The sequence below is a fragment of the Ruegeria sp. O4 genome, from assembly GCF_056535125.1.
The window spans coordinates 142,750-161,304 of record NZ_JBQERO010000005.1; the positions used below are offsets into that span (position 1 = coordinate 142,750).

Below are 18,555 nucleotides of genomic sequence, written 5' to 3' on the forward strand. Positions count from 1 at the left end.
TAATCAGAGATTTACCTGATCGGCGCTCATTCGCCGCAGCGCAGCAAAAATGCTGCAATTGCGTGAAGAACTCCTGTATCCTGACGGGGAATGCAGCTTCGGCACACCGGCGCGCTCAATGGTGTGTCACCCGAAAGGAAGCCGAGACGTGAGACGCCTTGGACTGCAAGACCCCAACCTCCGCCCGGACCCCCCGAGCGGGCAGGGCGCTTTACCCTTACTTTTCTGGCTGCATCGTTTTCACAGGAGATCTATGGAATGAATCCGATTACCCAACCGCTGGAGCTTCAGGCCGCGGCTATACGCATGGCTGGCTATGCGATCGTCAACCAGATCAAGATTGCACAGATCATGACCCGTTCGGCGCTTGAACTGCCGATGGTGCCGGTCCACGCCCTGCATCTGGCAGCATCAGCACCGGGTCCAGTGGTGGAAGCTCCGGCGGAAAAACCGGCGGCCAAACCCAAACCTGCCGTGGCGCGTGCGAAACGCTTGCCGGTGAAATCATCAACGGCCAAGAAAAAGCTGGCCCGCAAACCTGCGCCGGCCAAGCCGGTAGCCAAACCTGTTGAGTTTTCAGCCAGTCCGCGGCCCACGGCGGCACCCCCGGCGGCAGCCAAACCGACACCAGCGGTTAGTGATGAAAAAGCAGTGAAGCCTGTTGAATCCGCGGCGACACCTGCGACCGAAAGCGTGTCGCCCGTAACGCCCAAGCCCACCCCTGCGACACCGGCGGCTGTTCAGGCAGCGCAGGTCAAGCCGACACAGGCCGATCCTGCCCCGGCCAAGGTGCAGGCGAAACCAGCCCCGGCGACGGAACCGCGCAAACCGCAGGCGCGAAAATCACGCGCCCCGTCAAAACCGCCTGTGATGCCCGGAACAGATGTCAAAAACTGACGGGTAAACCGGGATCATCTGCTTGACACGGTCGAGTTGGCACGCCAACCCTGCGCGTCATGATGGATCTTCGCCCGGTCGGATATGTGATTGGCTTGCTGGTCGCCATTCTTGGGGCGACCATGCTGCTGCCTATGCTCGCGGACCTGATCGAGGGGCGCGGCGAATGGCCGGTATTTCTGGAAAGCGCCATTATCACGACGCTGACCGGGACCGTTCTGGCGATGAGCTGCTCGAACGGTGTGGGCGAAGGGCTGACCATCCGCCAGACCTTCCTGTTGACAACCGGTGTTTGGGCGGCGTTGCCCCTGTTTGGGGCAATTCCGTTTCTGTTCGGTGAAACCGAGCTGCGCTTTGTCGATGCGTATTTCGAGGCGATGTCCGGCCTGACAACAACAGGTTCAACGGTGATTTCCGGGTTGGATACCCTGCCGCAGGGGCTATTGCTGTGGCGTGGTATCCTGCAATGGCTGGGGGGTATCGGGATCATCGTTGTCGCCATGGTGTTCCTGCCCGAACTGCGTGTCGGCGGCATGCAGATCTTCCGCTCGGAAGGCTTTGAAACAATGGGTAAAATCCTGCCTCGCGCGCAAGAGATCGCGGGTCAGATTTCGCTCATCTATGTTTTCCTGACACTGGTTTGCGCGCTGGTTTACGCCGGTCTGGGAATGAACTTTTTCGATGCGCTGGTACATGCGTTGACAACGCTTTCGACCGGTGGGTTCTCGAACTATGACGCTTCGTTCGGAACCTTCTCAGGCCCCGCTGAATATGCGGCGTCGGTGTTCATGATTTTGGCGGCGCTTCCTTTTGTGCGCTACGTCCAGCTGGCAAACGGCCATACAGCGTCCTTGTGGAAAGACAGTCAAATTCGCGCGTTTCTGGCGACCATTCTGGTTCTGGTCATCATCATGTCGATATTCCTGACATCGGTCTTTCCGCATCACTGGGAACAGGCATTTCGGGAATCTCTGTTCAACATCACCTCGATCATCTCGGGGACCGGCTATGCCAGTGTCGATTACATGGGCTGGGGCAGCTTTCCGATCATGATGTTCTTCCTGATCGGCCTGATTGGCGGCTGCGCAGGATCGACCGCATGTTCGATCAAGATATTCCGCTACCAGCTGCTGTTTGCCTCGATCAAAAGCCAGATCAAACGGATCAGGTCTCCGCATGGCGTGTTCGTGCCGCTCTACGATGGGCGGCCCGTGGGGCAGGGTGTTCTGACCTCGGTGATGAGCTTTTTCATGTTCTTTGTCCTGTCGATGGGCGTGCTGTCCTGGGCGCTGGCGCTGACCGGTCTGGACTTCATCACAGCCGTTTCCGGGGCGGCGACCGCGCTGGCCAATGTCGGTCCCGGTCTGGGCGATCAGATCGGACCAGCGGGCAATTTCGCAAATCTCAACGACACGGCCAAATGGTTTCTGACAATCGGGATGCTGGTCGGGCGGCTCGAGCTGTTGGCCGTTTACGCGATCTTCACCGTTCAATTCTGGAGAGGCTGATGAAAAGACCCCTTGGCGCGCAGATTTCGCATATGCTCAAGGATCGTGGCGTAGACGTGATTTTCGGCATACCCGGCGTTCACAATCAGGAAATGTACCGCGGCATCGAAGAGGCTGGCATCCAACATGTTCTGGCCCGTCACGAACAGGGGGCGGGGTTCATGGCCGATGGGTATGCCCGCGCAACCGGCAAGCCGGGGGTTGCCTATGTGATCACCGGGCCCGGCCTGTGCAACATCATGACGCCGATCGGGCAAGCCTACAGCGACTCGGTGCCGATGCTGGTGGTGTCGTCCTGCCTTGATGAAAAACAGGCCTTGCGCGGCCAGTTGCACCAGATGAAGGACCAGCGCCTTGCGGCCGGAACCGTTGCCGACTGGTCGGCACAGGCCAATACGGCCGAGGCCGCCTATGCGCTGGTCGAACGCGCTTTTGAAGAATTCGAGCTGTCGCGCCCGCGCCCCAAGCACATTCAGGTGCCAATCGCGCAGTTGCAGGCCGAGGCTGATCCGGCACCTTTCCCCAACCAGCCCGCGTTGCGCACCAAAGCATTGCCGCCTGACGTATCGCCTGTTGTCTCGATGCTGAACCTTGCGCACAGGCCGCTGTTCATTCTGGGGGGCGGTTGCAAGTCCAGCGACTGGCGGCAGATTCTGGCACAGCTTGGGGCTGCCTGCTTTACCACATACGCAGGGCGCGGGCTGCCGGGCATTAACTATCCGCTGGATTTCGGAGCATCCCTGCCGCGCCCCGGCAGCGCCGAGGTTATCGCCTCGGCGGATCTGGTCATCGCGGTCGGCGCAGAACTGGGCGAGGTCGATCTGTGGCGCAGCGACCTTGGGCATTCGGCAACGCTGATCCGCGTTGACCTTGATCCCGAAGTCCTGTCCGACCACCATCGCGCCGCGATCAAACTGCAAACCGAAAGCGAAAGCTTTGCCCGCGCTTTGTGGCAGGCGACCGAAAACCTGAAACCGGCAACCGGCTGGTCGCCCGATGAAATTTCCGAAACCCGCGCCCGGTGGCGGGCCGAGGTGGATGCCGAACGGCCCGGAATTGTATCAGTGGCCGATGCGCTGCGCGCGGCGATGCCTGCTGATACCATGATCTATTCCGACATGACCCAATTCGCCTATGTCGCGAAAGAGGTGTGGGACATGGCCTATCCGCATCACTGGCACCATCCGACCGGGTTCGGAACGCTGGGCTATGGTCTGCCGGCCGGAATTGGCGGCGCGGTGGCGCGGCGCGGCAAACCAACGGCGGTAATCGCCGGGGATTACGGGTTCCACTATACGATGCAGGAACTGGGTGTTGCGGTCGAACTGGGATTGTCGCTGCCGATCATCCTGTGGGACAATGGCAAGCTGAAAGAAATCGAAGACAGCATGGTCCGCAGCCAGATCGCGCCCAATGCGGTGGTGGCGCATAACCCGGATTTCTGCAAACTGGCCGAGGCTTTTGGCGCGCTTTCCTCAGCCCCTTCATCTCTGGCTGAGATGCAGAGCGCGGTTCGCGCGGCGTTCGATGCGCCTGTCCCGACCTTGATCCACGTGACCCCGGACATTCTGTAACAAAAAGCGCCGCATCTTCATGCGGCGCTTTGGTGTTTCAACGTCTGGTTTCAATGTCTGCGCGGGCTCAGTCCCAGCAGTGTACCAGAACCGTCATTCCGGTCGCGCGCCGGTTCAGCTCGTTAGGGGAAATCCGGGTGGTTTCCTCGCTCGACTGCCCGGAAACACCGGCTTTCGTCAGGATTTCTGTCAACCGCTCGACCGTCGCCGCAAGGCTGACAGACGCGGGCAGGGTGCGCCCCTCTGACGGTGTCGGCAGCAACATGCCAACCACGTTGCCGCTGTCGTTGAAGACCGGTCCGCCCGCATCGCCGGGCTGTGCGTTCAGGGCCAGCCGTTTGATACCTGTCTCGCCGTTCAGGCCACGGATATCCGCGATTTGACCGTAGGTCAGCGTCGGTGCGCCCAAAGCGCCCTGATAGGAAAAGCCGGATACGGCCACTTCGGACTGAATGCGCGGCTGGGTGGTGCTGAAAGCAGCAACACTCATGGGTGCAAGGGCTTTTGCAGGGCGCAGGACCGAAACACCAAGCTCCGGGTCCGTCAGCGCCAGTTGAACCTCCTGATCCCCCTCCAGGGTGATCCGGGTGCAGCTTTCGGCGGCTTCGGATACCGTCAGAACCGTACCGTCCGCGCCAGCGAAAAAGCCCGACCGCGACAACCGGGGCTTGCGGATCTGAAGACCCGAGACCAGATCGATGCGCTGTTCCGCATCCGCACCGGCGGCGGCATCCAGAACCGCGTCCGTTGTGCTCAGGCTGGTCGCCATCGCAGCCAGAACACGCAGGCGGCGCGCCTCGTCCCCTTCGGGCCAGACGAGTGTAAAGCCCTTGATCTTTCCATCGGCCAGCCGCGCCTGCGTGAATGACACGATCCCATTGCCGTGCCCTTCAAGGGTAAACTGGTCGCGACCCAGCTCACGCGGGCCGTTCAGCGGAACAATTTCAAGCGACTGCATCACCTGGTAAAGGGCGCGCAGCGTGTTCTTGTCACCCTCCTGACTGATCAAAAGGGCCTGGGTGTTCAGATCCGAGGCGCTTTTGAAATGTACGAACGGAGCTTCATAGCGGTCAAAGCTGACTGTACCCAACGGCATGTCCAGCGCAATTCCGGCCGCGTCATCTGAATACCGGTCCATCCCGGCCGAGATCAGCGGCGCGTTGTATTCATCCATCAGGGCCTTGCGCTGAGCCGTGGTCAGAACTCCCGTCGCCTCATACCCGTTGAACCGCTGCCAATCGCCCATCGACCGGCGGGTTCCCTGACCGAAAGCGCCATCAATGGTCGAATTATAGAAACCCGCCGCTTGCAGGGCCGTTTGCAAGTCTCTCCGTTCCTGCGCGGTCAAAAGGCGCTCGGATTGCAGCGCTTGTGCGCGGGTTTCATCCGAAACCTGCGGGGTCGTAACCGCCACGGATTCTTCCGCCTGTGCTGCCGGTTCCGTCGGCGCGCTTACGACGTCGCGGTTTACCGCGTTTTCGCCGACAGGCCAGAACTGTTGCCCCAACGCGCTTGAAAACGCGACAAAGCTGTCACGCGGGATCTGCCCCTCGGCCCGGTATACACGCAATACCTGCTCGGCATCCCCGCGTGCATAAGGGCCGATCACGATGGCATACCAGCCACTGTTCAGCCGAAACCCGTTCACGTCGGGCAGGGTGCTGGCATAGGCTTGCGCCCGGTCCTGCGCTTCGCGCAGCGACGGCTGCGCCTCGACCTGAACCCAGACGCCGGGGTCTTGTTGTGCGGTCGCGGCGCGCAGGCCGACCAGAAGAAACAAAAGAATTGCTGAAAATACGCGTGTCATTGTCTGCCCGTGTTATGCGGTGTTTGTACTGAGGTGCAGAATACGCGATTTCATTTGCCAAATACCATGCTGAGAATGCGGGGAATTTGTGGTGTGGCCGCGCAGATACAGCCACAGCCCAAAGCCCCGTTGACGCCCCTCGGCCCCTTGCATAGGAAGGGCCAAACCGACCGGAACCGGGCGCACGGGGCGCCCAGAGGGAATGTCATGACCGAACCGACCAGCGCACCGCGTTCATTTCAGGAAATCATCCTCAGGCTTCAGTCCTACTGGGCCTCGAAAGGCTGTGCGATTCTGCAACCCTATGACATGGAGGTCGGGGCAGGGACGTTCCATCCCGCAACCACCTTGCGGGCGCTGGGATCCAAGGCATGGGCCGCAGCCTATGTTCAGCCGTCGCGCCGTCCCACGGATGGGCGTTATGGCGAAAACCCCAACCGGCTTCAGCATTACTACCAGTATCAGGTGCTGATCAAACCCAGCCCTCCGGATTTGCAAGAGCTGTATCTGGGCAGCCTTCAGGCCATTGGCATCGACATGGATCTGCATGATATCCGCTTTGTCGAAGACGACTGGGAAAGCCCCACACTGGGCGCATGGGGGCTTGGCTGGGAAGTCTGGTGTGACGGAATGGAAGTCAGCCAGTTCACCTATTTCCAGCAGGTCGGCGGCCATGACTGCACGCCTGTCTCGGGCGAGCTGACTTATGGTCTCGAGCGTCTGGCCATGTATGTGCTGGGCATCGACCACGTGATGGACATGCCGTTCAACGATCCGCAATCGCCCAGCCCGCTGAAATACGGCGATATCTTCAAACAGACGGAAGAGGAATACGCCCGCTGGAACTTTGACGTGGCCAATACCGAGGTTCTGTTGCGCCATTTCGAAGAGGCCGAGGCTGAATGCGCCACTATCCTGGCGCAGGCGCATGACGATCCGAAAACTGGCAAACGCATCATCATGGCGCACCCGGCTTATGACCAATGCATCAAGGCGTCACACATCTTCAACCTGCTGGATGCGCGGGGCGTGATCTCGGTCACCGAACGACAGGCCTATATCGGACGCGTGCGGGCGCTGGCCAAGCAATGCGCGGATGCCTTTGTGCAGACCGAGGCCGCCGGGTTCAGCGCCGGATGAGGCGATCAGGCCAGCCCCGGCAACAGGGCTTTCAGGCCGTCCGCGATCATGCTGACGGCGATAGCCGCCAGAATCATCCCCATAAAGCGGCTCATGATCACGCGCGCGGTGTCGGACAGGCGTTGGGCCAGCCAGGCCGCGTTCCAGAACGTGATCAGAAGCAGGCCAACAACGGCAAGGAATACGCCTGCATAAACAAGGGCTTCTATGGGCTTCTTGATCTGGTGTGCATACAGGATCAGCGTGGTGATGGTGCCGGGGCCGACCAGAATGGGAAAGGCCAGCGGATAAAAGGCGACGGTGTCGGGTTCGGGGTAAGCGTCCTTCTCCCCCTTCGTCCCGTGATGAGAGGTGCTTTCGTGTCCGTTCAGCATGTTCAGACCGATCATCATGACAACCAGACCACCGGCGACGCGCAGATGATTGACGCTGATGCCAAAAAGGCCAAGCGCCTGACTGCCGACCAGGGCAAAGGCACCGCCAAGGATCAGGCAGTAGATCACGGTTTTGACCGCTATCTTGCGCTGTTCGGCGGCGGACAGGTCCTGAGTGACGCTCAGAAACACCGGCAGGTTGGTGACCGGGTTCATGATCGCAAACAATGCGCCGAAAAATCCGACGGCAAAGGTGGATTCCATCGTGTAGACCTCGTTTCTGCCTGTTCCCCGATGAAACCTGTCCTATTTTACAAGAACTTGAAAGAGGCGGCCTGAAAGATGACGGGAAAACTGCTGGCAATTCTTCTGCTGCTGTCGGCCATCGTGGCAGGCCTCGGCATGTATTATCTACAGGTCTACGGCTATTATTATGAGGTCGAACCGCAACCGGGGCAGGACGTTGCCCTGATGACGGATGCAGGCGGTGTGCCGGAACCCATCGCCTATTCCGGGTTTCAGGCAATCGACGCCGACAGCTCTCCGATCCGGTATCGCGCCTGTTTCGAGACCGAATTGTCGCCGGACCAGATGGCTGGATACGTGCCTGTCGAAAACCTTGAACCCCTGACTGCACCGGGATGGTTTGAATGCTACGATGCGGTGTCATTGGCGGATGCGCTTGAATCCGGGCAGGCGCGGGCGTTCATGGGGGTGAAGAACATCCACTTCGGCGTCGACCGGATCGTGGCGATCACCGCGGATGGCAAGGGCTATGTCTGGCACGCGTTGAACAATTGCGGTGAAAAAGCTTATGACGGTACCGTCGTGGGCGAGGAATGCCCGCCGCGCCCGGAAAACTGAAGGAGCAGACCGTGGGCCACGTCATAGAAATCCCCGATTTCCTGACGGCCACTCTGGGGTTTGCGGTCTTTCTGATCGGGGCCGAGATCAATGCCCGTGTGGCAACCCTGCGCAATTTCAACATCCCCGAACCCGTAACAGGGGGCCTGCTGGCCTCGCTGGTGGTTCTGACGCTCTATCTGGTCTTCGGGATCGAACTGTCCTTTGGCCTGACAGCCCGCGATTTCCTGCTGGTCCTGTTTTTTGCCGGGATCGGCCTGAACGCCCGTCTGTCTGACCTCATTGCGGGCGGTAAGCCGTTAATCTTGCTTTTGATTCTCACACTGGCGACGATTGTCTTTCAGAATGTGATTGGTGCCGCTGGGGCGGCGATCTTCGGCTATCCCGCACAGGCCGGTGTGTTGTTCGGATCGGCGGCCCTGATCGGTGGGCACGGTACGGCAATCGCATGGGCGCCGGACGTGGCGCAGGCAACGGGCCTTGACGGCGCGACCGAACTGGGTGTGGCCGTCGCCACCCTTGGATTGGTGCTTGCCGCGCTGGTTGGCGGCCCGATTGCGCGCCTGCTGGTCGAACGGCGCGGCCTGACGCCTGACCGCCCCGACGAAGAACACAGCATCGGATTGCCGGATGAGCATGACGGGCACACCGCAAACATCGATCATCTGACCGTCATGCGCGTCTTGCTGCACCTGAACCTGGCGATCATCTCGGGATATGCGCTGAATGAATCAATTGCCGCCGCCGGGCTGAAACTGCCGCTGTTCGTGCCCTGCCTGATCATGGGCATCGTGATCGCCAATCTGCGGGACGCGCTGTTTCCCGATGCTCCGAAAGTGTCGCGCACACCGTCGCTGGCGTTGATTTCGGAATTTGCGCTGGGCGCGTTTCTGGCAATGTCACTGATGAGCCTGCAACTCTGGACCATTGCGCAGCTGGGCATGGCCATTGCCGTGATCATGACAGCGCAGACGGTGTTCGCGGTGCTGTTCGTCCTCTGGGTGCTGTTCCCGGTCATGGGGTCCAACTATCGCGCCGCAGTACTGGCCGCCGGGTTTGGCGGCTTTGCGTTGGGGGCCACACCCACTGCTATCGCAAATATGACGGCCGTGACCAAGCGATATGGCCCATCGCCTATTGCCTTTATCGTGCTGCCCCTTGTATCCGCCTTCTTTGTGGATATCGCCAATGCCATCGTCATTCAGACGATCGTCAATTTCTAAGGACCGACAATGCCCGACCTGCTGATCGAACTGTTCTCCGAAGAGATCCCCGCACGGATGCAAGCCCGTGCCGGCGAGGATCTGAAAAAGCGGATTACCGATGGTCTGGTCGAGGCCGGTCTGACCTATGCAAACGCCGCCGCCCTGACCACGCCCCGCCGCCTGACGCTGGCGGTCGAGGGGCTGCTGGCGAAAAGCCCCACCATCCGGGAAGAACGCAAGGGCCCAAAGGTCGGCGCGCCCGACAAGGCAATCGAAGGGTTCCTGCGCGGCGCGGGCCTGACCCGTGATCAGCTGGAAGAACGCGAAACGCCCAAAGGGGCCATCTATTTCGCCACCATCGAAAAGGCCGGTCGCCCCGCGGCCGAGATCATTGCCGAGGTGCTCGAAGCCACCATCCGCAATTTCCCTTGGCCTAAGTCCATGCGCTGGGGCAGTGGCAGCTTGCGCTGGGTGCGCCCGCTGCATTCGATCCTGTGCATTCTGACGGATGAGGCCGGGGCGCAGGTCGTGCCAATGGATGTCGATGGCATTTCGTCCGGCGACACCACAGCAGGCCACCGCTTTATGGCGCCCAACCGGTTTTCGGTCACGTCTTTCGACGATTACGCGGCCAAGCTGAAGCGGGCTTTTGTCGTCCTGTCCCCCGAGGAACGCGCCCGGCACATCTGGAACGACGCCCAGAACATGGCCTTTGCCGCCGGTCTTGAACTGGTCGAAGATCAGGGCCTGCTGGCCGAGGTCGCCGGGCTGGTCGAATGGCCGGTTGTCCTGATGGGGCGGATCGACGACGAATTCCTCGACCTGCCGCCCGAGGTGCTGCAAACCTCGATGAAAGAACACCAAAAGTTCTTCTCGGTCCGCAATCCCAAAACGGGCCGGATTGAACGGTTCGTCACTATTGCGAACCGCGAAACCGCTGACAATGGCGCGACCATTCTGGCGGGCAATCAGAAAGTGCTGTCAGCCCGTCTGGCCGACGCCAAGTTCTTTTGGGAAAATGACCTGCGCATTGCCAAATCGGACATTGCACAATGGACCCGCGCGCTGGAAAACGTCACCTTCCACAACAAACTGGGAACGCAGGCTGACCGGATCGGGCGCATCGCCGCCCTGGCCCGCGAACTGGCCCCAGTGACCGGAGCCGATGCTGATCAGGCTGAAAAAGCCGCACGCCTGGCCAAGGCCGACCTCAGCTCGGAAATGGTCTACGAATTTCCCGAGCTTCAGGGCCTTATGGGGCGGTATTACATCGAAGCGGCAGGCGAAGATGCCGCCGTGGCCGCTGTCGCGCAAGAGCACTACTCGCCTTTGGGGCCGTCGGATGATGTGCCCACGGCTCCGCTGTCGGTGACCGTTGCATTGGCCGACAAGTTGGACACGCTGGCGGGGTTCTGGGCGATTGATGAAAAGCCTACCGGCTCGAAAGACCCGTTTGCTCTGCGCCGTGCGGCACTTGGGGTTATCCGGTTGGTGCTCGACAATGACCTGCGCCTGCATCTGGATCGGTTTTTCGACGGACAGCTGCTGCGTGCTGAAAGCGCTGCAAACGAGGCGCTGGCGGCGGAAAACGTTGACGAACTTTTGGATGAAATCGCAGATCACGGCGTGTTTGGCGCAGCCTTCCAGACTGTCAAGGAAAGGCTGGGCGAAGTTTCGGGCGCCGATTTCCTGAGCCTTGAAAAGAAGATCCCCGACGCATCCGACGATCTCCTCTCCTTCTTCCACGACCGCCTCAAGGTCTTCCTCCGCGACGAAGGCATCCGTCACGACGTCATTGACGCCTGTATCGCGATGGACGGCAATGATGACCTCAATCTGCTGGTCAAACGCGCCCGCGCGCTGAACGCGGTGATCGCGACTGAAGATGGCGAAAACCTCGTGCAGGGCTTCAAGCGCGCCAACAACATCCTGACCCAGGCCGAGGAAAAGGACGGGGTGGAGTATTCCTACGGTGCGGATGTGAAATTCGCCGAAACCGACAGCGAAAAGGCATTGTTTGCGGCCTTGGAGGCAGCACAGGCGCAAATCGAACCCGCGCTGACATCCGAAGATTTCCCCACGGCCATGGCCGCCATGGCGGGGCTGCGCGGGCCGGTGGATGCGTTCTTTGAGGATGTGCAGGTCAACACCGACAATGATATCGTTCGCCGCAACCGGCTGAACCTGCTCAGCCAGATCCGGCAGATCTGCTCCAGCGTGGCCGATCTGACCCGGATCGAAGGGTAAACGACCGGGCGCGCTGGCAGGCGCGCCCACAACGCACTTGCGTGAAGGGCGCAAGCGCTTATGCTGCACGCAAACCAAAAGGTGCTGCAGTGCAGAATAATCCGAATACGACGCTCATCACATCCGACGCGCCTGTCACCGCCCATACACATGGCGGGCGGGCCAAATGTCTGCAACGTCTGGTCCGGCTGGACCTGCCGGTGCCCCGAACCGTTGCGTTGTCATTTGATGCCGTTCACCAGATCGCCGAAGGGACAACCCCGGATATTGCGGCGATCCTCGAACAGTTCGATCCGACCTCGTTGCTATGCGTCCGGCCCAGTTCCGAAGATCCCGATTGGGGCGGTCCCGGCGCGGTTCTCAATATCGGAATGAACGATGCCCGTTATGTCGACCTGTCCGACACCATGGGGGCCGAGGCCGCCGCAGCCCTGTATCTGAGGTTCGTTCAAAGCTATGCGATCCACGTGGCGCGGCTGGATGCGGATGTGTTTGATGACATTGATGCCGACGGCCGCGAAGGGCTGCGCCATTCGCTGCGCGCCTACGAGGATGAAACCGACGAGGTCTTTCCGCAGGACAGGGGCGAACAGCTGATCGGCGTTCTGCGCTCGATGGCGCGTGCATGGGACGGGACGTCCGCGCGCTTGCTGCGGCAGGCCAAGGGGGCACCCGCTGATGCCGGGCTTGGGTTGGTCATTCAAGAGATGATCCCCGGCGTCGGCAAAGGGGAATGCGGATCGGGTGTTCTGCAACTGGTTGATTCCACAACCGGAATGCCACAGATCACCGGTCGCTACCTCAGCCAGAGCCAGGGGCGCGATGCGTTGGGCAAAGATGTGGCCGCCCTGTTTCTGGAAAAAGACCCGCGCGGCCCCTCGCTGGAAGAGGTCGCGCCCAATGCTTTCGCCGATGTCAAAACGCATGCTGCCCTGATGCGCGAGAAACTGCGCGAAGAGATGCAGGTCGAATTCGTCATTCAGGACGGCACTGTGCATATTCTGGATGGCGTCCGGGTGCAGCGATCGGCTCGCGCGGCCATGCGCATTGCCGTACGTCTTGCCGAAGACGGTATCATACCGCCGCAAGAGGCGGTGATGCGTGTCGACCCGCACGCGCTGAACGAACTTCTGCACCGTCAGGTCCACCCTGATGCGCGCCGCGACGTGCTGACCACTGCCATTGGTGCCAGCCCCGGTGCCTCGACCGGCAAGATCGTGTTCACCTCGGCCGAAGCACAGGCCAGTGCCGCCCGTGGCGAGGCGTGTGTTCTGGTGCGCCGGGAAACCTCGCCCGAGGATGTGCGCGGGATGCACGCTGCTGTTGCGGTTCTGACGGAAAAGGGCGGCATGACCAGCCACGCGGCCGTGATCGGGCGCGGATTGGGCCTGCCCTGTATCGTCGGGGCCTCGGAAATGCGGTTTCAGACGAAAGACAAGATGCTGACCGCACCGGATGGGCGGGTATTTAAAACCGGCGATATTGTCACCATTGACGGCAGCTCGGGTCAGGTGCTGGCCGGTCAGCCCGCCATGCTCGAGGCCGCGTTGGATGACTGTTTCCAGACGCTGATGGGCTGGGCCGATGCCGAGCGTGACATCGACATCCGCGCCAATGCTGACACACCGGCTGACGCGCAGACGGCCCGGAACTTTCAGGCTCAGGGGATCGGTCTGTGCCGGACCGAACATATGTTCTTTGATCCCGGTCGTCTGATCGTGATGCGCGAAATGATCTTTGCGCAAACCTCGGCGGGCAGGGCGGCAGTGCTGGAACGCCTGCTTCCGATGCAGCGCGAGGATTTTGTTCAGCTGTTCAGGATCATGGAAGGCCAGCCTGTCTGCATCCGCCTGTTCGATCCCCCCTTGCATGAGTTTCTGCCGACAACGCGCACCGGGCAACGGGAACTGGCCGAGGCGCTGGACCTGCCCGTGTCTGACGTCGAACGCCGGGTTGAGGCGATGACCGAATACAACCCCATGCTGGGTCTGCGTGGCGTTCGTCTGGGTGTCACCGTGCCCGAGATCTACGACATGCAGGCGCGTGCGATTTTCGAAGCCACACTTGAAGCCCGAAAAAACGGTGCACCGGTGGTGCCCGAAGTGATGATCCCGCTGGTATCCGCCAAGCGCGAGGTTGAACTGGTCAAATCCCGCATCGACTCGGTCGCCGCCGCCGTTGAATCGGAACGGGGGCAGAAGTTCGAATATCGGCTGGGCGTCATGGTCGAAACACCACGCGCCTGTCTGCGCGCGGAAGAGATCGCGCCGCAGACCGCGTTCATGAGTTTTGGAACGAACGACCTGACGCAGATGACCTACGGCCTGTCCCGCGACGATGCCGGTCGTTTCATGTCCGCTTACGTGCGGCAGGGGGTCTTTACCGAAGATCCGTTCCATGTCCTTGATCCGGACGGGGTGGGCGAGCTGCTGAAACTCGGGGCGGAACGCGGGCGTGCCGCGAAGCCGGATGTGACCCTTTCGGTCTGTGGCGAACACGGCGGGAACCCCGAATCAATCGCCATCTGTCGCGATCTTGGATTCGACTATGTGTCGTGCTCACCGTTCCGGGTTCCGGTCGCTCGGCTGGCTGCCGCTCAACTGGCGATTTCCTCCAGACTTGGGGGTTGACACCGCGCCGAACCCCAAGGAATAGTGGGTTATACGGTCACTCGTAGGCGAAAAATATTTTCGCTACGGGCGATTTTCCACTTGCTTTTTTCAAGATACTGGACCTTTGCGTCAGTCTGGGGTATCAGCCTCGTCGCGCCCGCCGGGGGAGGGTAAGGCGCGTGATGTGCCTGTGCGAGGTTATCTGATGCTACGTTACATATTGGCTGTTGCCGCAGTGGCGGCAACCGTGCTGCCGAGTGCATCCTTCGCTGAGAAGGAAGCGACTGATACTGCAAAACAAGAACTTGTCGCCCGCAGCGAGCTGCCAGCGCAAAGTTTTCGGGACTATTTCAAGCTGTTCCAGCCCCGCAAGGCGGCTGAACCTGTCGAAGTGTCCTTCTCCAAAGACTGGCTTGACCAGCAACCAAAGGCCTCCGGTGGTGAAAACTGGAAATGCCTGTCCGAAGCCCTGTACTTCGAGGCGCGCGGCGAAAGCGTGCGCGGCCAGTTCGCGGTTGCCGAGGTGATCCTGAATCGGGTCAAAAGCAGCCGTTTCCCGGATTCCCTGTGCGGCGTGATCCATCAGGGGACCGGCAAGAAATACCAGTGCCAGTTCACATACACCTGCGATGGCCGCAAGGAAGTCATCCACGAGAAAAAGGCGTATGAGCGTGTGGCGAAAGTCGCGCGGGCAGCCATTGATGGCGTGGCGGATGAGTTGACCGAAGGGGCAACACATTATCACACGACGTCGGTTCGCCCATCCTGGTCGCGGGTCTACAAACAGACGGCGAAAATCGGCGTGCATGTTTTTTACCGCCACAACTACCGGACAGCGAGCAACTGATTGACGCACCCGCGCTGGAAGCTTGCTGGCGTGGGGCAGGTTGCATCCTATATTGCGGGCCAGGAGGCCCGTGATGATTTTGAACCGCAGACACCTTTTGCAAACGGCTGCAGCAGCATTGCTGATGCCGCGTGTGGCCAGCGCGGGTTTTGCACCGCTTAATGCGCGTGTAGCCAAACACCCGATCGCGCCGGCAAGTTATCCTGAAACGGAAGTCTGGACATATGACGGGTCTGTCCCCGGCGTTGAACTGCGCGTCAGGCAGGGCGACCGCATCCAGCGCACCCTGATGAACCAGCTTCCGCAGGCCACGTCTGTCCATTGGCACGGTATTCGCATCGAAAACGCCATGGACGGCGTGCCCGGCCTGACGCAGGACGCGGTCGAGACGGGCGCAAGCTTTGATTACTCCTTCTCCGTTCCCGATGCAGGGACCTATTGGTACCATGCGCATAACCAGTCGATGGAACAGGTTGCGCGCGGGCTTTACGGGCCGCTGATCGTCGAAGAAACCGTGGCCCCCGATGTGGATCAGGATCTGGTGCTGATGCTGGACGACTGGCGGCTTGATCCGGAAACCGCCCAGATCACGGATGATTTCGACAATGGCCATGACCTCAGCCACGCTGGTCGGCTGGGGAATATCATCACTGTCAACGGATCCCTTGACCCGCGCGTTCAGGCGCGACGGAACGACCGTCTCCGGCTGCGCCTGATCAACGCCTCCAACGCGCGGATTTTCGACCTGGATCTCGACGGGTTGTTTGGTTGGATCGTCGCCCTTGACGGTATGCCACTGGGAACGCCGATCCCATTGTCGGGGGCTTTCCCAATCGCCCCCGCACAACGTATCGATCTGGTTGTGGATGTCGTGGCTGCGGGCGATACGGCAAGTCTGGTGAGTGTTGAACGCGACGGTGCCTTTGGCATCGTTCGGTTCGATGTCGACGAACCTCTCTCACCCGCGCCACGACAAGGCGTGGCAGCGTTGCCGCCCAACCCTTTGCCGGTCATCGAGGATGTCTCATCCGCTCCATTGCACCGGATGTCCCTGCAAGGCGGGGCGATGCGCTGGCTGGACAACGCCCGGATCGGGGACACTGAATTGTCAGGCCAGGAACTGGCGCAGTTGGGCCGGTTCTGGGCCCTGAACGGTTATGCGGAACGCCCGTCCGATCCGTTTCTGGACGCCCGGACCGGCGGCCTTCACAGGATCGAGTTCGTCAATGAAACAGTCTTTCCACATGCCATGCATTTGCACGGCCACCACTTCCGACTGATCCAGCCGGACGGATCGCTTGGCCCGTGGCGCGACACTGTTTTGGTTGATCGCGGACAAACCCGCCAGATCGCGCTGGTCGCGGATAATCCGGGGGACTGGCTGTTGCATTGCCATATGCTGGGCCATGCCGCTTCGGGTATGATGAGCTGGTTTCGCGTCACATGACGCCGCATTCGGCGGTTGGAATGGCGTTTGTTTGAATGTTATAGGCCCTTGCAACGCCTATAGTGGGCAAGCCCTGCAACAAGCCGAAAAGGCCGGACCCATGAGTTCTGAAATCCGACTGGCATTTGCGCACCCGTCCGAACGGTCCGAGGCGACCTCGCCCCGAGGGCCGCTGGACCGCATTTCCCTGCGCGACCATATTGTCGAGGTTGAAATCGGTGCGTTTCAGGCCGAGCGGGGAACAACCCAGCGGATCTGTTTCAATATCGTGGTCGAAGTCCGGCCTCTGACCGACCCGATTGACGACGATGTGGATCGCATCCTGTCTTATGACCGGGTGACGGAATCCATTGCCTATGAGCTCGCGGCCGAACGTCTGAACCTGCTTGAAACCCTTGCCGAACGTGTGGCCGAACGTATCTTGCATGAACCTCAGGCTGTAAGGGTCTTTGTTCGCATCGAAAAACTGGATCGTGGTCCGGGCGCTCTGGGGGTTGAGATCGTACGCGGGAAAGACTCGGTTCATCACGACGTGACCGAGGAAGACCGCCCGCATCCCCGTCTGGTCTACCTGTCGAATGACGCCATCGCCTCGGACAATCTGACCGGGTGGATCGACCAGTTGCAGAACCGCCAGCGCCCGCTGATCCTGTGTGTGGGGGCGTCAGACCTGGCTGCGCCGCAAACCGGCCACGCAATGACACAGCGCCGGATTGACCTGCTTGCGATCGAGCAAAACGCGTGGGTTCTGGCCGCACGCGATCACCGCTGCAAGGTGGTTTCAACTCGGACGGAACTGGACTGGGCCATGAAGAACGGCCAGATCTGTGTTTGGGCCCCGTCCAAGATCGTTCTGGACGCGGTGGATGGTCCTTCTGCCGCGCCATCCGACGCCGTGGCTTTGGCCGCATGGTTTGCCGCGACCTTTGAAGCCAGTGAAATGATGGTCATCGGCGGCGAATTGCCGAAAGCGCCCAAAACCCCGCTGCGGGCTGTGGCCGTGGATCAGGCCCAATTGTGAGCATCTATTTCAGACCGCTGGTTCAGCACGGCCAGATCCGGCCCGCTGGTGCGTATTCTCTGGCCGGTCAATCCCTGTGGTTTACCCATGTCGAGGCGCTTGGGCGCGATACCGCTCCGCAGATCATGGCGGCATCGGACATTCCCAGTGGGACGTTGGAGCGCTTGACCGGCCCGCGCGCACCCATCGCCGGGCTGGATATGCAGGTGCCGCATATCATGGGCATTCTCAACACCACGCCTGACAGTTTCTCGGACGGGGGCGTTCACAGCTCGGTCGAGGCCGCCCGCGATGCCGCCGCCCGGATGGTGGCGCATGGGGCCACCATTCTGGATGTCGGCGGGGAATCAACGCGCCCGGGTGCAGATTTCATTCCGGCAGATCAGGAAATTGCCCGCACCCGCCCGGTGATCGAGGCGATTCGCGCGCAAACGGATGCCCTGATTTCAATCGACACCCGCAAAGCCAGCGTCGCCAAAGCGGCGTGTGCGGCGGGCGCAGGGCTGGTCAACGATGTCTCGGGGTTCACGTTCGATCCCGAACTGGCACCGTTTTGCGCCGCCAAGGGCACACCGGTCTGCGTCATGCATATGCAAGGCGATCCGGCCACGATGCAGGAAAACCCCAGCTACGACAACGTGTTGCTGGATGTTTACGACTTCCTCGAACCCCAGATCGCTCTGCTGGAGAACCTGGGACTTCGGCGCGACCTGATCATCGTCGATCCGGGCATCGGTTTCGGCAAGACCGAAGACCATAACCTGACCTTGCTGCGCAATCTCAGCCTGTTTCACGGGCTTGGCTGCCCGATCCTGCTGGGCGTGTCCCGCAAGGGCTTTATCGGAACAATTGGACGGGAACCGGACAAGACTGCCCGCGCTCCGGGTTCAATTGCCGTGGCTTTGGCCGGATTGTCCCAGGGCGTGCAGATCATTCGCGTTCACGACGTCGCCGAGACTGCTCAGGCCTTGCGCCTATGGGCTGCTGTCCGGTAATCCGGTCTCACGGAAAA

The 18,555-nt window shown here is 60.7% G+C and carries 14 protein-coding genes; 12 read left to right on the forward strand and 2 right to left on the reverse strand.

Annotated features, from left to right (window positions below; translation table 11 throughout):
- Nucleotides 1–258: 258 nt before the first annotated feature.
- From ACR0J7_RS08970 to ACR0J7_RS08980, 3 genes are read left to right on the forward strand one after another with little or no spacing between them, the layout of a single operon-like run.
- A complete protein-coding gene (locus ACR0J7_RS08970) occupies nt 259–897 on the forward strand; it encodes a hypothetical protein (protein ID WP_480773585.1) in 639 nt (212 codons plus the stop codon).
- Between the two features lie 59 nt (nt 898–956).
- Nucleotides 957–2,405, forward strand: coding sequence for a TrkH family potassium uptake protein (locus ACR0J7_RS08975; protein WP_480773586.1), 1,449 nt, complete (start codon nt 957–959; stop codon nt 2,403–2,405).
- Entirely contained in the window at nt 2,405–3,979 is a 1,575-nt protein-coding gene (locus ACR0J7_RS08980; protein ID WP_480913949.1) for a thiamine pyrophosphate-binding protein, read from the forward strand. Before ACR0J7_RS08975 ends, ACR0J7_RS08980 begins: the two co-directional genes overlap by 1 nt.
- 67 nt (nt 3,980–4,046) lie before the next feature.
- On the opposite strand, the gene ACR0J7_RS08985 is transcribed toward ACR0J7_RS08980, so the two are convergent.
- Nucleotides 4,047–5,786: a serine protease gene (locus tag ACR0J7_RS08985; RefSeq protein ID WP_480913951.1), complete on the reverse strand. Its 1,740-nt coding sequence runs from the start codon at nt 5,784–5,786 to the stop codon at nt 4,047–4,049.
- A 207-nt stretch (nt 5,787–5,993) separates the two neighbouring features.
- Here ACR0J7_RS08985 and ACR0J7_RS08990 point away from each other — a divergent pair, with 207 nt between their 5' ends.
- A complete protein-coding gene (locus tag ACR0J7_RS08990; RefSeq protein ID WP_267363360.1) occupies nt 5,994–6,926 on the forward strand; it encodes a glycine--tRNA ligase subunit alpha in 933 nt (310 codons plus the stop codon).
- Nucleotides 6,927–6,931: 5 nt separating this feature from the next.
- On the opposite strand, the gene ACR0J7_RS08995 is transcribed toward ACR0J7_RS08990, so the two are convergent.
- Nucleotides 6,932–7,564, reverse strand: a complete 633-nt coding sequence (locus tag ACR0J7_RS08995) for a MarC family protein (RefSeq protein WP_480913953.1) — start codon at nt 7,562–7,564, stop codon at nt 6,932–6,934.
- Nucleotides 7,565–7,642: 78 nt separating this feature from the next.
- Between ACR0J7_RS08995 and ACR0J7_RS09000 the strand changes: the two genes are divergently transcribed.
- The 8 genes from ACR0J7_RS09000 to folP all read left to right on the forward strand — a co-directional run bounded on the left by ACR0J7_RS09000 (nt 7,643) and on the right by folP (nt 18,538).
- Nucleotides 7,643–8,164, forward strand: coding sequence for a DUF6446 family protein (locus tag ACR0J7_RS09000; protein ID WP_480913954.1), 522 nt, complete (start codon nt 7,643–7,645; stop codon nt 8,162–8,164).
- Nucleotides 8,140–9,387, forward strand: coding sequence for a sodium/glutamate symporter (gltS, locus tag ACR0J7_RS09005; protein ID WP_480913956.1), 1,248 nt, complete (start codon nt 8,140–8,142; stop codon nt 9,385–9,387). Before ACR0J7_RS09000 ends, gltS begins: the two co-directional genes overlap by 25 nt.
- A gap of 9 nt (nt 9,388–9,396) precedes the next feature.
- Nucleotides 9,397–11,616 carry a glycine--tRNA ligase subunit beta gene (gene glyS, locus ACR0J7_RS09010; RefSeq protein WP_480913957.1) on the forward strand — a complete coding sequence of 740 codons (2,220 nt, stop codon included), beginning with the start codon at nt 9,397–9,399 and terminating at the stop codon, nt 11,614–11,616.
- A gap of 89 nt (nt 11,617–11,705) precedes the next feature.
- Nucleotides 11,706–14,246, forward strand: a complete 2,541-nt coding sequence (locus ACR0J7_RS09015; RefSeq protein WP_480485996.1) for a putative PEP-binding protein — start codon at nt 11,706–11,708, stop codon at nt 14,244–14,246.
- 187 nt (nt 14,247–14,433) lie between these two features.
- Nucleotides 14,434–15,075, forward strand: coding sequence for a cell wall hydrolase (locus ACR0J7_RS09020; RefSeq protein WP_480476538.1), 642 nt, complete (start codon nt 14,434–14,436; stop codon nt 15,073–15,075).
- Nucleotides 15,076–15,148: 73 nt separating this feature from the next.
- Complete coding sequence (locus ACR0J7_RS09025; RefSeq protein WP_480898427.1) at nt 15,149–16,522, forward strand: multicopper oxidase family protein; 1,374 nt, start codon at nt 15,149–15,151, stop codon at nt 16,520–16,522.
- Nucleotides 16,523–16,622: 100 nt separating this feature from the next.
- Entirely contained in the window at nt 16,623–17,543 is a 921-nt protein-coding gene (locus ACR0J7_RS09030; RefSeq protein WP_209504247.1) for a dihydroneopterin aldolase, read from the forward strand.
- Complete coding sequence (gene folP / locus ACR0J7_RS09035; RefSeq protein WP_480913959.1) at nt 17,540–18,538, forward strand: dihydropteroate synthase; 999 nt, start codon at nt 17,540–17,542, stop codon at nt 18,536–18,538. The genes ACR0J7_RS09030 and folP overlap by 4 nt, the downstream gene beginning before the upstream one ends.
- The last annotated feature ends 17 nt before the right edge of the window (nt 18,539–18,555 follow it).

Bases quoted from the DNA above. Each gene is read 5' to 3' on its own strand.
- glyS (WP_480913957.1), top strand. From the start codon at position 9,397: ATGCCCGACCTGCTGATCGAACTGTTCTCCGAAGAGATCCCCGCACGG.
- gltS (WP_480913956.1), top strand. From the start codon at position 8,140: ATGCCCGCCGCGCCCGGAAAACTGAAGGAGCAGACCGTGGGCCACGTC.
- ACR0J7_RS09020 (WP_480476538.1), top strand. From the start codon at position 14,434: ATGCTACGTTACATATTGGCTGTTGCCGCAGTGGCGGCAACCGTGCTG.
- ACR0J7_RS09030 (WP_209504247.1), top strand. From the start codon at position 16,623: ATGAGTTCTGAAATCCGACTGGCATTTGCGCACCCGTCCGAACGGTCC.
- ACR0J7_RS08985 (WP_480913951.1), bottom strand. From the start codon at position 5,786: ATGACACGCGTATTTTCAGCAATTCTTTTGTTTCTTCTGGTCGGCCTG.
- ACR0J7_RS09025 (WP_480898427.1), top strand. From the start codon at position 15,149: ATGATTTTGAACCGCAGACACCTTTTGCAAACGGCTGCAGCAGCATTG.
- ACR0J7_RS08975 (WP_480773586.1), top strand. From the start codon at position 957: ATGATGGATCTTCGCCCGGTCGGATATGTGATTGGCTTGCTGGTCGCC.
- ACR0J7_RS08970 (WP_480773585.1), top strand. From the start codon at position 259: ATGAATCCGATTACCCAACCGCTGGAGCTTCAGGCCGCGGCTATACGC.
- ACR0J7_RS08995 (WP_480913953.1), bottom strand. From the start codon at position 7,564: ATGGAATCCACCTTTGCCGTCGGATTTTTCGGCGCATTGTTTGCGATC.
- ACR0J7_RS09000 (WP_480913954.1), top strand. From the start codon at position 7,643: ATGACGGGAAAACTGCTGGCAATTCTTCTGCTGCTGTCGGCCATCGTG.
- ACR0J7_RS08980 (WP_480913949.1), top strand. From the start codon at position 2,405: ATGAAAAGACCCCTTGGCGCGCAGATTTCGCATATGCTCAAGGATCGT.
- ACR0J7_RS08990 (WP_267363360.1), top strand. From the start codon at position 5,994: ATGACCGAACCGACCAGCGCACCGCGTTCATTTCAGGAAATCATCCTC.